The following is a 13,908-nucleotide window of genomic DNA, read 5'->3' as shown; positions in this document are numbered from 1 at the left end:
CGGAGTCTGCGCACTGCGACCGGCGGCGATAAGAGGACGCGGGAACACATAGGGATATCCCTACGCACCACACCGTGACCGCACGTGCGGAGCGCGCGCGACACGGCCGGGACGGGACGCGACCGGACCCCGCCGCACACGACGGAACCCCGCCGCCGGCCGGTGAGCCGACGACGGGGTCCCGCATCCGTACCCCCTCGTCCCCGCGGGACGCGCGTCAGGCGGGAAGCGTCCACTTCTGGTTGGCGCCGCCCGAGCACGACCAGATCTGCAGCCTGGTGCCGTCCGCCGAACTCGGACCCGTGGCGTCCAGGCACTTGCCGGAACCGGCGTTCACCAGCGTGCTGCCGCTGCGCGTCCACTTCTGCGCGTTGCTGCCGTTGCAGTCGTAGAGCTGCACCTTGGTGCCGTTGGCGGTGCCCGCCCCCGACACGTCCATGCACTTGCCCAGCGCCCGCAGGGTGCTGTCACCGCCGACCGTCCACTGCTGTGCCGAGGTGCCGTTGCACCCGAAGAGCTGGACGGCGCTGCCATTGGCGCTGCTGGCCCCGGCGATGTCGACGCACTTGGAGCCGTACCCGACGATCTGGCCGGTGTGGGTGCCGCCGGGCGGTGTCGTGGGCGGTGTGCTCGGGGGAGCGGTGGTCGGGCCGCCGCTGCCGACCCAACTGGTGGCCGCCGAGGAGCCGACCGCGTCGATCGCGGCGTTGTCCTCCACCGGGTTCGGCACGTTGTTGGGGAACACGATGAAGGTGACGGGGCCCTCGGTGCCGCCGGTGGCCGGGTTCGGGTCGATGCCCAGCGCCTGGGCGGTGGCGTACGACGCCTCGCCGATGATGTCGTCGGGGCCCTCGTCGGCGAACACGGCGTAGACGACCTTGCCGTTGTAGACGACCGCCGCCACGCTGCCGGGGCCGATGCCCGCGGCCTGGTAGTCGAAGCGCGAACTCGGCAGCGGGATCACGTAGTAGTGCGTGACGTCGGCGGTGAAGAACTGGCCCGTCGAGGTCTGGAACGACGTCTCGTCGAAGTACGCCGGGTCGGTGGAGCCGTTGCAGCGGGAGGTGGTGATCCCGTCGCAGTCGACGTCCATGTCCGAGGTCCAGAAGTAGGCCGACCCGCTCCTGCAGATCGACACGGTCGGCGAACCGCCTTCGTCGGTGGCGTACTTGCCGTTGGACGCGGGGTCGCACGTCTGGGTCTTGGCGAGGAGCTGGCCGGCCGTCGGGCCGGCGGCCGCGGCGGCGGAGGAGTTGGGCGCGGCGAACGTGACCGCGGCCGTCACCGTCGCCGTCGCGACGCCGAACGCAGCCAGAGCGAGGCGTAACCGTTTCACAGGCTTACCTTCCTGAGCGGAGAGCCGCGATGCTGGTTGGATAGGTAACCTTACTGACAGATACGTGTCAACAAGTCGAGCAGACGCCTCCGGACTGGCCGTATGCACCCGAGGGCGGGTCCGTACGGCCGCGGGGGCCGCCGACCGTGAGGCCGCGTGAGGGCTCAACGGGGAGAGAAACCGGTTCCATTGGGGTCCCGACCTGCGGCGGCGTGCCGAACTGGTAGCGTCCCGCGGGCAATCGGTGTCTTTCGGGGAGAGCGTGATGACGGAACGGCGTACTGCGGGTTCGTGGCGCACGCGGCTGGCGGCGGGGGCGGTGGTGACCGGGCTCGCGGCGGCGCTGGCCGGGTGCGGCTCGGGAGGCTCCGGCGGCTCGGGCGGCCACGCGCTGGACGTCTCGGGGCTGATGAAGCTGGCCGACGGTGTCCACGCCAAGCCGACGGCGAAGTGCCCCGTCCCCTACGACATCGCCGCGGCAGCCAAGTCCGCGGGCGTCAGCGGGACGGCCGCCCCGGCGACGGGCACCGACGCGGTCGAGGCCGACACCCAGACGGGCGCGGACCGCGACTCGGTGCTGGTGACCTTCAACGGGGCGATCCTCACCTGCGCGTACCAGGTCGGCGGGGAGACGGTGACGGTGGCGACCACCGCCACGCACAAGAAGGACGCCGCGCTGCCGATGATGATGCCGCTGATCCAGCGCGACGCGACGATGGCCAGCGCGGACGCCCGCACATTTGTCGACCGGAGCACAAAGGCCGACACGGGCACCGCGACGGTGACGCCGAGCGGCAATGTCGCCGTCGTGCGGCTGAAGTCCACCGACTCGGGTGCACTCGAACTGATCCTGACCGCGGGCAAGGACGGCCATTCGTCACTCAGCTCGGCCAAGGTCGGTCACCTCGCGGAACAACTCGCGGGACAGGCCGACTGGTAGTCGGCGGGCCTGAATTCGGAAGGCCGCATTCCGGCTGTCGCCACGAAGACGTACGGCCTTGTGCGCGTTTCGCGATAGGAATTCCGCTTTCCGCTCACGGGGGCGCTCGCGTCGTGTCCGCGGGTGCTCAGCGCTGTGTCACCGGGCGTCCAGGACGTAGGTGAGGAAGCCCGAGGGCGTGCCGTGCCGGTCGTACGCGGCGCGGGCACGGTAGTTGTTCTCGGCCGTGCGCCAGCGGATCGACGACCAGCCGTGCTCGCGACCGACCCGCCGCAACTCGTCGAAGAGCGCGTCGACCGCGCCGCCGCCGCGGTGTGCCGGGTCCACGAACAGGTCGTCGAGAAACCCCCGGGGACCGTGCAGGGCGGAGTCCTCGGCGCGGTAGTGCGCCAGCCCGACCGGGGTGCCGTCGGAGGTGCGGGCGATCAGGCAACGCAGCGTGTGGCCGGGGTCGTTGAGCCAGACCCAGGCCCGGTCGTAGGCGTCGTCCGTGAGCGGAACACCGTAGAACTCGGCGTAACCGGCGAAGAGTTCACGCCAGCGCGCGTGGTCGTCGGGGCGCAGGGGAGAGACAGTGACAGTCATGGGGTGAGCCTATTGCACTAGTGGTAAATCATTCTGCACTAATGCAATAGCCCCGGCGCCGTCCCCGCTCTTAGCGCGCGGCGGCGGTCTCGGCGAGTGCCTGGGCGGCGGCCATGATGCTGAGCTGCGGGTTGACCTCGGGGCAGCCGGGCAGCACCGAGGCGTCGGCGATCAGCACGCCGTGGACGCCGCGCAGGCGGCCGTCCGGGTCGGCGGGGAAGCGCTCCGGGTCGGCGCCCGCGGCGGCGGTGCCGGTGGGGTGATAGGCCGAGACATGGAGCTGACGGGCGGTCACCGCGGCCAGTACGGAGTCGAGTTCCGCCAGGGAGCGGACCCGGGGGGCGGTGGGGATGCCGGTCAGCACCTCCTGGGCGCCCGCGGCGAACAGCAGTCGCCCCATCGCGCGGACGGCGGCCGTCAGGCGGTCCGCGTCCCGCCGGGCCAGGTCGTAGCGGACCAGCACCCGGTCCCGGCCCAGCACCCGGCCCGACGGCAGGTCGGCGATCATCGCGCCCAGGGTGGCGAGCCGGTGGGCGTCGTCGAGTTCGGCGCGCAACTCCCGGCCCAGACCGGGCAGGACGAAGGAGCCCATGCCGGGCGGGGTGGCGGTCGCCTCGATGAGGACGCCGTCGCCGTGCAGTTCCTCGACGCCGACGCTCTGCAGGACGCCCTCCCAGGCGGTGACGGGTTCGGCGAAGCGGCCCGCGACGCTGGTCGCCGGGTGGACGCTGAGGTTGCGGCCGAGCCGCGGGTGGCCGCCCAGGCCCGAGCGGCGCAGCAGCGGCGGTGTCTGCAGGGCGCCCGCGGCGACCACGACCAGCGGCGCGAGGATCTCCAGCTCGCCGCCGCCCTCGCGGCGCACCCGTACACCCGCGGCCCGCGCACCGCCCGGCCGGTCCGGCTCGACCAGGATCCGCAGCACCCGGGCGCCGGTGACGATCCGCGCCCCGGCGGCGCAGGCGGCGGGCAGCACCGAGAGCTGGACGCTCTGCTTGGCGCCGGTCGGGCAGCCGACCACGCACTGGCAGGAGCCCTTGCAGCCGGGCGCGTTGCGGCGCAGCGGCGCGGCCCGCCAGCCGAGGCGCTCGGCGCCCGCGAGGGCGATCCGGCCGTTGCCGCCGAGGACGTCCATGGGCTGGGTGGCCACCTGGAGGGTGCGCTCGGCCTCGTCGAGGTACGGTCCGAGGCGGTCGGCGGGCGCGAAGCCGTACTCGCCCGCCCAGCGGGCCAGTACGTGGTCCGGAGTGCGGTAGCAGGTACCGGAGTTGACGACGGTCGTGCCGCCCACGGCGCGGCCGGTGGGCAGCAGCAGCGGCGGCCTGCCGAGCGCGACGGTGGCGCCGCCGTCCCGGTACAGCTCGGTGAACCGGTCCAGCGGGGCGCGCCGCCCGAACGACGCGGTGCTGTGGTGCTGCCCCTCCTCCAGTACGACCACGCGCAGCCCGGCGCGGGCCAGTGTGCGCGCCGCCACGGCGCCGCCCGCGCCCGAGCCGATCACGACCGCGTCGGCGGTCGACCGCGCGGGCCACTCGCCGGACGGCGTGCAGTCCAGCGGCGGGTCCTCCCGCGTCAACGCCGCCACCGGCAGCCCCTGTTGGAGCATCCGCTCGGTCCCGGCGGCCAGCAGCACCGGCACCTTCAGCACATCGAGCACCGGCAGCAGCGCCGCCCGCCCTCCCAACTCCCCGACCACCCGCTCCCGTTCCGCCGCACTCAGCGTCCCCAGCCGCCGCCCGGCCCGCACCGCCGCATACCCGTCAACCGCCGCGACCCCCACCCGCACCCCGGCCCTGGCATGCCACGGCATGGCCGCGAGCACCCCGTCGACCCGCCCAGGCACCCGCCCGAGCCAGCCGCTTCCGGCGGGGCCCGAGGAAGCGGTGCCGCGGGTCCCCGCCCCCGCGCCCCGGGGCGCCTCGCCCGCATCGCCGTGGGCGTCCCCGACAGCGCCGGTCGCGCCCGCCTCGGCCTGCCCGCCCGCCGGGCCGCCCGGCGTGTGCACGCCGGGGGTGTCCTCCGCGGTGGCGGGGAGGAGGGCGGCCACCAGGCCCGTGAGGGCGCGGGAGGGGCGGGAGCCCCGCGGGGTCGGGCGGCCTGTCATCGGGTGGGCTCCAGAGGTGCGGGGGCGCAGGGGTGGTTGAGGGCCCGCGGCCAGGCAGGGTTCGTCGGATGGCCTTCGGTCGCGCTGCCGGCGGGAGGCGGTGGGAGAGTCGGGGAACCGCCGGGAGGGCCGGTCGCGGTGCCGCGGGAGGCGGCGGGAGGGGTGGGAGCCCGCCGGGAGGGGTGCTTCATCGGGTGCCGACTTCTGCGTGGGCGGTGGCGGTCAGGGTCCATTGGTGGGTGGGGCGCCAGGTGCCGTGCCAGTGGTCGAGGACGATGAGGGCGTCGGCGCGTTCGGAGTTGTGGCAGGTGGCGTGGGCGCCGTCGGGGTCGGTGTAGCCCAGGGGGAGGGTGCGGTCCTCGGGCTGGGTGACGACGACGCGGATACGGCGCAGACCGGCACGGCCGCTGACCGTCCAGGTGGGCAGGCCGATGGTGCAGCGGAAGCGGCCGAGGCCCGCCCAGCCCACGGCGGCCCGCTCGGCGCGGCGCGGCCAGGTGGTGCCGTCGGCGCGGCGCAGCCGGAGGAAGACCAGCGGGGGCAGCCGTCGCAGCAGCGGCCGGGTGGAGACGGCGGCGACCACTTCGAGCACCTCGCCGCCGCCCAGGTCCGCGTGCAGCCAGGCCCAGCGGTGGGCGTTGCCGTGGCCGTAGATCCGCGCGCTGGCACCGGGCGCGGCGTCGAGCGCAAGCGTCGTCGTACCGTACGAGAAGGTCCCGCTGTACGCGGCGCGTGCGGCGGGCAGCATCTGCGCGGCGGGCAGCAGCGGACGCCGCCAGGCCCAGCGGGGGAAGGTGAACAGCGGCTCGCCGGTGGGCTGTTCGGCGAGATCCCAGCGCAGGTCACCGGCGGCGCCGGTGAGCCTGCCGAGCCGTGCGGTGACCCCGTCCGCCGCGAAGCCGTCGCGCGGCCCGTCCCAGGGCGCGGGCCCGAACCGGGCGTGGGTGACCGGACCGTCCGCCGGGAAGGCCGCGGCCCAGCCGTGCGCGTACGGCGCGGAGCCGTCCGCGGGCGCGACGAGTTCGTGGTGCAGCCACAGGCCGGTACCGGTGGACGGGTCGGTCGCCGTGGTGTACCAGACCTCGGTACGGCCCGGCTCGCCGTTCCAGCGCGGCGCCGCGAAGGCGTCGGCCCCGGCCCCCTTACCCTCCGCCGCCCGCGCGTCGCGCCGCTTCGGGAAGCGGAAGCTCGTCAGGAAGGGGGCGAGCCCGGTCGCGAGCGGGAAGCGCAGCGCGCCCTCACCGATCCTCGTCCCGTCCTCCTCGTACAAGCTGAACGGCAGGCGCGTCATCGAGGCGACCGGCCGCCGCGGGGTGACGGACTTCCATCCGTCGAGGGTGAGGCGGCGGCCGCCCGCGGTGAAGGCGATGCGGTAGCGGATGCGGCGCCGGGCGAGCGGCGATATCTCCAACTGGCCGTCCGCACCGGCGTCGTCGGCCCAGCCGCTGATCGCGACCCGCCCGTCGGCGCGCGCCTCGGTGGTGCCCAGCGGACGCAGCACGCGGTCGGCCGCCGCCCGCAGGTCGAGGCGGACCCGGCGGGGTTCCTCCTCGCCGACGAGCAGCACGGTGCCGAGCATGGTCTCCCGGAAAACGGTCCCCCGGCCGCCGCGACCCCCGCGGCGACCAGCGCCGCCAGGCGCCGTCACGCGAGCCCGTCCAGCATGATCCGCTCGGTGGCGGTGAGATACGCCTCGGCCGCCTGCCGCGCCGCGCGCTCGTCCGCCGCCAGCACGGCCGCGACCACCGGTTCCAGCCGCGCGTGCGCGACCTCGGGATCGGTGAACGGCCCCACCAGCGCGGCCCGTACGGGCAGATACGCGTTGAAGAGGGTGTTGGTGAGCAGGACGTAGACGCGGTTGCCGGTGGCGCGCGCCAGCGCCCGGTGCACCTCGATGTCGGCGAGCTGCACCTCGTCGCCGCCCTCGGCGGTCCGCACCAGCTCCAGCAGCGTGCCCAGCTCGTCCCGGTGCGCGGCGGTGGCGCGCGCGGCGGCCCGCTCGGCGATCAACGCGCCCACCCCGCGCCGCACTTCGAAGACCTCGCCGAACCAGTCCGGGCTGTGCCGTACCAGCATCGGCAGCAGATCCGCGCCGCCGAGCCGGGTGAAGTCCCGTACCCGCGTGCCCACTCCGTGCCGCGTCTCCAGCAACCCGGCCTGCACCAGGCGGCCGAAGGCGTGCTTGAGGGTGGTGCGGGTGACCCCGTAACCGTCGGCGAGCCGTCGCTCGGGCGGCAGATAACTGCCCGCCGGGTGGCGCCCGGCCAGGATGTCGTCGCGGAGCTTCCCCTCCAGGACATCGACGATGGTCTCGCGCGGCAGCGCCTCCACGGCGTTCCTCCCCAGGTACCAGGTACGGTCCGGCAGTTCACCGGGACGGACACATTCTCGCACCCAGTGGATGAGCCACTCAACCAGTGTGAGAGGGTGCCGTCAATGCGCCCATCTGAGAGGCAGAAGCCGTGACGACTCCGCGAAGACACCGCTCTCCCGCATCCGCGCGCACCTGGGCGGGCCGCCGGCCCTGGCTGGCCGCCCTCGCCGTCTGCCTACCGGTGGCGGCGGCGGGTGTGTACATGGCGCTGCCCCGCCACCACGGGGCGGAACGGTCCGCCGTCGCCCCCGTGTCGGCCACCACCGCCACGATGACGGCCACCGCGACCGGCACCCCGTCCGCGACGGCGAGCGCGTCGCCCTCGCCGTCCAGGAAGCCGGCCTCCACCCCGACCCCGGACCCCCGGCCCGCCCGCCACGACGGCGGCGCCTGCCAGGTCGCCCCGGCCGACAGCGTCTGGCGCACCCGCGTCGACACCCTGCCGGTCGCCGCCCGCTCCGCCGCCTATGTCGCGGCCATCGGCGCCAGCTCCCACGTGCACGCCGACTTCGGCTCCGGCACCTGGGACGGCGAGCCCTTCGGCATACCCGTCACCGCCGTCACCGCCGCGACCCCGAAGGTCCGGGTGAGCTTCGACTACGCCTCCGAGAGCGACAAGGGCCCGTACGCGATCCCCGCGGACGCCCGCGTCGAGGGCGGCCCGTCCGCGACCGGCGACCGGCACGTCATCGCCTACGACCGGGCGGGCTGCCGGGTCTACGAGCTCTACGCGGCGCAGCGGCGGTCGGACGGCACATGGCACGCGGGATCGGGCGCCGTGTACGACCTGCGCTCCGACCACCTGCGCCCCGCCGGATGGACCTCGGCCGACGCCGCGGGCCTGCCGATCTTCCCGGGCCTGGCCCGCTACGAGGAGGCGGCCACCGGCACCATCGACCACGCCCTGCGGATCACCGTGCCCCGCAGCCAGGCCGCGTATCTGTGGCCCGCCCGCCACCAGGCGTCCTCCAGCGCCGACCCCGGACTGCCGCCGATGGGCCTGCGGCTGCGGCTCAAGGCACACACCGACATCTCCGGACTGCCCCCGCAGGCGCGTGCCATCGCCCAGGCGCTCAAGACCTACGGCGCCGTCGTGGCCGACAACGGCTCGCCCTGGTACATCAGCGGCACGCAGGACGACCGCTGGAACAACGACGTCCTGCACGCCCTGGACGTCCTGAAGGGCAGCGACTTCGAGGCCGTCGACGTCTCCGCCCTCCGGCTGAACCCCGACTCCGGCGCCGCCCGCCAACCCTGACGACCCGGCACCGCGCGCGAAACACGGACAGCCGGCCGGGGCACCCTTATGACGGGGCCCCGGCCGGCGAACTGAACCCGGCCGGAGTTCCCTCCAGGGCACCCCGGTCCGGTACTTCCGCGATCGCGCCGATCACCTGCCGGTAATCACGCCGCCTCTCATTCCGTTTCGGTGTCCGCCTCGATGTCCGCTTCGGGTTCGCTTCGGGTCCGCTTCCGGAATCCATGACGCTGTCCGACACGCGCCGAGCGCAATCAGTTGATCAAAAAGAAAGGTACTTATCAGTGGGGAAAGACCCTACTCGCCGGAGACCCAGAGCTCGCTGGCGCTGTTGATGATGAAGGACTGCACCGGGCAACCCGAGGGGCGGGACATCCGCAGCTTCGGGAAGTGCTGGAAGAGGATGTCCAGCGCGATCTCGCCCTCCAGACGGGCCAGTCCGGCGCCGATGCAGAAGTGCGGGCCGTTGCCGAAGGAGAGCTGGCGCGCGTTGGAGCGGGCGACGTCGAAGACGTCGGCGTCGGTGAACTGCGTGTCGTCCCGGCCCGCCGCGGCGTAGGAGGCGAGCAGCGCCTCGCCGCGCTTGATCACCACGTCGCCGACCGGGATGTCCTCGATGGCGTAGCGCAGCGGGAAGTGCCCGACCGGGCAGTCGTACCGCACGACCTCCTCGATGACGGAGCCCCAGGAGACCTCGCCCGCCTGCACCCGGTCCAGCTGCTCCTGGTTGGACAGCAGCGCGCGGACCGCGTTGGTGATCAGGTTGACCGTGGTCTCGTGGCCGCCCACCAGGACGGTGAGCATGACCACCACGACCTCCTCGGCGGAGAGCTTGTCGCCCTCCTCGGAGGCGGCGATCAACGCGCTGGTCAGGTCGTCGCCGGGGTTCTTGCGCTTGGTCTCGGCCGCCTCGGCGAGCAGCTCCAGCAGCTGGTCCTGGGCGACCTGCGTCTGGTTGCTCTTGGCGGCGGGGTGACTGGTGAGCACCGCGTCGGACAGCACGCGCAGCCGCTCGCCGTCCATCGGCGGCAGGCCGAGCAGTTCGGCGATCACCTTGACCGGCAGCGGGAGGGCGTAGTCCTCGCGCAGGTCGAACTCGCCGCCGCGGGCGGCCGCGTCGTCCAGCAGCTGGTGGGCCAGCTGCTCGATCCGCGGGCGGAACTCGGCGGTGCGCCGGGGCGTCATCGCCTGCCCGGCGAGGGCGCGCAGCCGCCGGTGCTCGGCGCCGTCGCGGGTGAGGATGCCGGGCAGGCTGACGAAGTTCATCAGCGGCCAGTCCTCGGGGAGTTGGCCGTCGGTGTTACGGGGCCACTGGCGCGGGTCCTTGGACACCCGGGGGTCGACGAGCAGCTGGCGCAGCGTCTCGTGATGGGTGACGGCCCAGGCGGGCACACCGCCGGGCAGTTCCACCAGCGCCACCGGGCCGAGTGCGCGCAGGCGGACGTTCTCCTCGTGCTGGTTCTGGCCGAAGTGATCGAGCAGTAACGGTGTCAGCGTTTCGGAGGTCTTCATGCCCGGCACCATAACAACTACGATCACCATATGAACAGAGGTCCGAATAGGACACTGTCCGAACTCCGCGTCCGCATAAAGGAATTGTGAGCCTATTCGCGGGCGGGGGTCCGCCTTGTGTGGACATCTCGGTGCCGGAGAAAGGCCGGACGGTGTTCTTCCGAATGTCACGGAACCGCGGGAGCGGGCATTTCTTTAGTCCTCGCCGTCGGCGGCGGCGCTGGCGGTGGCCGTGGCCGTGGCCGCCACCGGGACGGCCGACGGGTCGGGGAGGTGGGGGAGGATGTCGGTGAGGTAGCTGGCGACGGTCGCCTCCAGGCCCACGTCGTGCTGTGCCTGCTCGGAGAGGTACCAGCGGTGCTCCAGCAGCTCGTGGTAGAGCTGGGCCGCGTCCATCGTGCGGCGCAGCTCCAGCGGCACCATCCGTACCGCGGGGCGGAACACATCGCGTACCCAGCGGTGGGCCAGCACCTCGGGCCGGGCGCCGAGCTGGTCGCCCGGGGCGTAGTCGTCCTGGGTGGCCATCCAGCTCTCCAGGTCGTTGAGCAGGCTGCGGGCCTGGTTCTCCTCGGTGTCCAGGCCGGTCAGCCGCAGCAGTTGGCGCTGGTGGTGGCCGGCGTCCACGACCTTCGGCAGGAAGGTCACCTGGTCCCCGGCGGGGGAGCGCTGGATCTGCATCTCGGCCACGTCGAAGCCGAGGTCGTTGAGCCGGCGTATGCGGCGGTCGATGTAGTGCCGCTTGCTCAGCGGATAGACCGACTCGCGGGTCAGCTCGTGCCACAGGGCGCAGTAGCGCTGCACGATCTCCTCACTGAAGGTGACGGGGTCGACCGACGGGTGGAGCGAGCCGCCCGCCTCCAGGTCCATCAGCTCGCCCGCGATGTTCACCCGGGCCAGCTCGATGTCGTAGTCCCGCTGGCCGCTGCTGAGATTCGGCTGGATCTGTCCGGTCTCGGCGTCCACCAGATAGGCGGCGTACGCGCCCGCGTCCCGGCGGAAGAGGGTGTTGGACAGCGAGCAGTCGCCCCAGGCGAACCCGACGAGGTGCAGTCGCACCAGCAGTACGGCCAGGGCGTCCAGCAGCCGGTTGACGGTGCCGGGCCGCATCGTCGTCTCGAACATCGAGCGGTACGGCAGCGAGCCGTTGAGGTGCCGGGTGATCAGCGCCGGTTCCAGCGGCTCGCCGTCGGCGTCCACCCGGCCGGTCACCACCGCCATCGGGTCCACCGCCGGTATCCCCAGCCGGTCCAGGTCCCTCAGCAGCCCGTACTCACGCTCGGCGGCCCACTCGCTGACCTCCTTGATGGCCACCACCTCGTCGCCCGCCCGCGCGAAGCGCACCACATGGCGGGAGATACCGCGGGGCAGCGCGACCAGCGACTCGTCCGGCCACTGCTCCAGCGGCAGCCCCCACGCCAGGTCGAGAAGGTCCGAGGGGTGCTCGGCGTCGGTGGCCCTGATCCGCAGTGGCATGGCTCGCCCCAGTTCGCTCGTCCGCTCCGCGGCCCTCCGCCGCCCCAACCTCCCCCGATGCTGCCACGCCCACCCCACCCCCCGGCAGCCACGACCGGGGTATGAGACCGCCGGCCACCCCGGCGCCCGCAACCACCCTGCCGCCGTGCGCGTGTGGGTCAGGAGGGGACATCTGTCCGAGGGGCGGAATGGGGCGGCGCGGCTGGCCCTGCGCGGGCCGGGATCCCGCGGCCCCGGCGCGGAATATGCCCGTGCGCTTTGCCCGTCGCGGGGGATTGGTGCGGGGGCGTCCCGGGGGGGCCCGGCGAGGGTGAACAGATGGTAATCCTTGGCCGAATGTCGGCGGTCATGCTGTCCGGAAGAGCTCCGTTGTTGGTTAGCTGGCAAGCACGGTCATGCCGATCACTCGCACAGCGCAAAAGAGTTGGCCAAAGCTTCTCTTTCTGTCATTAGCGTATCCACGGCACAGCAAGGGCACAGCGCGGGCGCGACGGCTACGTCGCAGGTGAGGCGCTCTCGACAGCGTCGCGTTCAGGACGGCATTGTCGGAAACGCCACGGGGCAACATCTGTACGAGCTACGCTACGCCGATCTATGGAGCACCACGCGGGTAGTTGAGCCGGATGCCCTTGCCCAGTTCGTATGCCAAGCAAACCTTCTACACTATGGAGACCGTATGACCACGACGCTCAGCCCTCCGCCCGCCTTGCGGTGGTGGACCCTGGCGGTGGTATCCATCGGCACATTCATGCTCATGCTCGATCTGAGCGTGGTATCGATCGCACTGCCGGGCATACACAATTCCCTGCACGCGAGTTTCAGCCAGATGCAGTGGGTCTTCGACGCCTACGCCCTGACGCTCGCGGCCTTTCTCGTCACCGCCGGATCCGTCGCTGACCGCAGTGGACGCAAGCGCATATTCCTCTCCGGCCTGATCATCTTCACCGCGGCGTCGCTCGCCTGCGGATTGGCCGGAAATATCGGTGTGCTCAATGTCAGCCGTGCCGTACAGGGCCTCGGCGGCGCCATCATGTTCGCGGTCGGTCCCGCGCTTCTCGGCCACGAGTTCCACGGGAAGGAGCGGGCGAAGGCGTTCAGCGCGTTCGGTGGCGCGATCGGTCTCGCCGTCGCCACCGGCCCGCTGATCGGCGGCGCGCTGGTCGCCGGACCCGGCTGGCGCTGGATCTTCTTCCTGAACGTGCCGGTCGGCGTCGTCACGGTGCTGATCGCCTTACGTCAGCTGCGTGAATCCAAGCTGAAGAAGGCCGAAGAGCCCGACTTCCTCGGCATGGTCACCTTCACGGTGTCCCTCGCCGCGCTCGTGCTGGCGATCATCCGCGGCAACACCGACGGCTGGTTCGCGGGCACCAGCATCGCCCTCTACATCGTCTCCGCGGTGTGCCTGGCGGTCTTCCTGCGGGTGGCCAAGGCGCGCGGCTCGCGGGCCATGATCGACCTGAGCATGTTCCGCACGCCCACCTTCATCGGCCTGTCCCTGCTGACGCTGCTGGCGAACGCCGCGGGCCTGCCGCCCATCTTCATCCTGACCTCGTATCTGCAGAGCGTGCTGCACAGTTCGCCCTGGCACGCGGGTCTGCAGTTCCTCCCGCTGACGCTCGGCATGTTCTTCTTCGGCGCGGTCACCGGCGGTCTCACCGGCAAGGTCCCGTTCCGGGTCCTGATGGCGACCTCCCAGATCACCCTGGGCGTCGGCCTGTTGCTCACCCACCTCAGCCACGCCGACTCGAGCTGGACCGCGCTGATCCCCAGCCTGGTCGCCACCGGTGCCGCGTTCGGCATGTTCAACCCGACGCGCGCCGCGCTGGCCATCGGTGTCGCCGAGCCGTCCCGCGCCGGTGTGGCCTCGGGTATCAACGAGACGTTCCAGCAGGTCGGTGTGGCTCTGGGCATCGCGATCGCCGGCGCGTTCTTCGAGAACCGCGTCATCCACTCGTTCCAGAACTCCGCTTCCGCGGCCCACCTCGGAAGCCACAGCCACGACGTGGCGGCCGCGGTCAGCGCCGGCAGCATCGACGCCGCCGCGAAGTCCGGCGGGCCCGGCCTGGCCGGTCAGATCGCCGAGGACGGGCGTGCCGCCTTCACCAACGGCTACCACTCCACGATGACGATGTGTGCCATCTTCGCCTTCGTGGCGGCCGTGATCGCGGCCTTCACCCTGCGCAACAAGGACCTGCACGCGACGGCCCTCGACGGCATCCCGCCGGAGGTGCCCGAGGACGACGAGGCGGCCCAGCCGCCCCACGCCCCCGCGCCCACCCCCGCGTCCTGAGAGCCCGTCACCGCGCCACCGCATCACCGCATCACCGCG

General features: G+C 72.6%; 10 protein-coding genes. 3 read left to right on the top strand and 7 right to left on the bottom strand.

The features are described from left to right. Positions 1–217 precede the first annotated feature (217 nt). On the bottom strand, positions 218–1,336 hold the full coding sequence (locus AB0M29_RS13065) for a ricin-type beta-trefoil lectin domain protein (protein ID WP_365382298.1): 1,119 nt from the start codon (positions 1,334–1,336) through the stop codon (positions 218–220). A gap of 265 nt (positions 1,337–1,601) precedes the next feature. Here AB0M29_RS13065 and AB0M29_RS13060 point away from each other — a divergent pair, with 265 nt between their 5' ends. Further along, positions 1,602–2,276, top strand: a complete 675-nt coding sequence (locus AB0M29_RS13060; RefSeq protein ID WP_365382297.1) for a hypothetical protein — start codon at positions 1,602–1,604, stop codon at positions 2,274–2,276. A 138-nt stretch (positions 2,277–2,414) separates the two neighbouring features. Here AB0M29_RS13060 and AB0M29_RS13055 read toward each other — a convergent pair whose 3' ends face one another. The 4 genes from AB0M29_RS13055 to AB0M29_RS13040 all read right to left on the bottom strand — a co-directional run bounded on the left by AB0M29_RS13055 (position 2,415) and on the right by AB0M29_RS13040 (position 7,293). After that, positions 2,415–2,861, bottom strand: coding sequence for a GNAT family N-acetyltransferase (locus AB0M29_RS13055; RefSeq protein WP_365382296.1), 447 nt, complete (start codon positions 2,859–2,861; stop codon positions 2,415–2,417). A gap of 70 nt (positions 2,862–2,931) precedes the next feature. Next, positions 2,932–4,962, bottom strand: a complete 2,031-nt coding sequence (locus tag AB0M29_RS13050; protein WP_365382295.1) for a GMC family oxidoreductase — start codon at positions 4,960–4,962, stop codon at positions 2,932–2,934. A gap of 187 nt (positions 4,963–5,149) precedes the next feature. Then, the gene (locus AB0M29_RS13045; RefSeq protein WP_365382294.1) at positions 5,150–6,541 is read right to left on the bottom strand and encodes a hypothetical protein; all 1,392 of its coding nucleotides are present in this window, start codon (positions 6,539–6,541) and stop codon (positions 5,150–5,152) included. A gap of 65 nt (positions 6,542–6,606) precedes the next feature. After that, positions 6,607–7,293 (bottom strand): GntR family transcriptional regulator, encoded by a 687-nt coding sequence (locus AB0M29_RS13040; RefSeq protein ID WP_365382293.1) that lies wholly within the window; start codon positions 7,291–7,293, stop codon positions 6,607–6,609. A 131-nt stretch (positions 7,294–7,424) separates the two neighbouring features. Here AB0M29_RS13040 and AB0M29_RS13035 point away from each other — a divergent pair, with 131 nt between their 5' ends. Then, a complete protein-coding gene (locus tag AB0M29_RS13035; protein WP_365382292.1) occupies positions 7,425–8,594 on the top strand; it encodes a hypothetical protein in 1,170 nt (389 codons plus the stop codon). A 297-nt stretch (positions 8,595–8,891) separates the two neighbouring features. Here AB0M29_RS13035 and AB0M29_RS13030 read toward each other — a convergent pair whose 3' ends face one another. Then, positions 8,892–10,106, bottom strand: a complete 1,215-nt coding sequence (locus AB0M29_RS13030; RefSeq protein WP_365382291.1) for a cytochrome P450 — start codon at positions 10,104–10,106, stop codon at positions 8,892–8,894. Between the two features lie 195 nt (positions 10,107–10,301). Continuing rightward, the gene (locus AB0M29_RS13025) at positions 10,302–11,579 is read right to left on the bottom strand and encodes a DUF4032 domain-containing protein (RefSeq protein ID WP_365382290.1); all 1,278 of its coding nucleotides are present in this window, start codon (positions 11,577–11,579) and stop codon (positions 10,302–10,304) included. Positions 11,580–12,255: 676 nt separating this feature from the next. Here AB0M29_RS13025 and AB0M29_RS13020 point away from each other — a divergent pair. Next, positions 12,256–13,869, top strand: a complete 1,614-nt coding sequence (locus AB0M29_RS13020; RefSeq protein WP_365382289.1) for a DHA2 family efflux MFS transporter permease subunit — start codon at positions 12,256–12,258, stop codon at positions 13,867–13,869. The last annotated feature ends 39 nt before the right edge of the window (positions 13,870–13,908 follow it).

Origin of the sequence: Streptomyces sp. NPDC051976, from assembly GCF_040680795.1 — a bacterium.
Classification (GTDB): Bacteria; Actinomycetota; Actinomycetes; order Streptomycetales; family Streptomycetaceae; genus Actinacidiphila.
The sequence above is the reverse complement of the archived record's forward strand: the minus strand, read 5'-3'. Positions and strand labels throughout refer to the sequence as shown.

Coding starts and splice junctions, on each gene's coding strand:
- AB0M29_RS13060 (WP_365382297.1), top strand. CDS start 1,602: ATGACGGAACGGCGTACTGCGGGTTCGTGGCGCACGCGGCTGGCGGCG.
- AB0M29_RS13045 (WP_365382294.1), bottom strand. CDS start 6,541: ATGCTCGGCACCGTGCTGCTCGTCGGCGAGGAGGAACCCCGCCGGGTC.
- AB0M29_RS13050 (WP_365382295.1), bottom strand. CDS start 4,962: ATGACAGGCCGCCCGACCCCGCGGGGCTCCCGCCCCTCCCGCGCCCTC.
- AB0M29_RS13025 (WP_365382290.1), bottom strand. CDS start 11,579: ATGCCACTGCGGATCAGGGCCACCGACGCCGAGCACCCCTCGGACCTT.
- AB0M29_RS13020 (WP_365382289.1), top strand. CDS start 12,256: ATGACCACGACGCTCAGCCCTCCGCCCGCCTTGCGGTGGTGGACCCTG.
- AB0M29_RS13030 (WP_365382291.1), bottom strand. CDS start 10,106: ATGAAGACCTCCGAAACGCTGACACCGTTACTGCTCGATCACTTCGGC.
- AB0M29_RS13055 (WP_365382296.1), bottom strand. CDS start 2,861: ATGACTGTCACTGTCTCTCCCCTGCGCCCCGACGACCACGCGCGCTGG.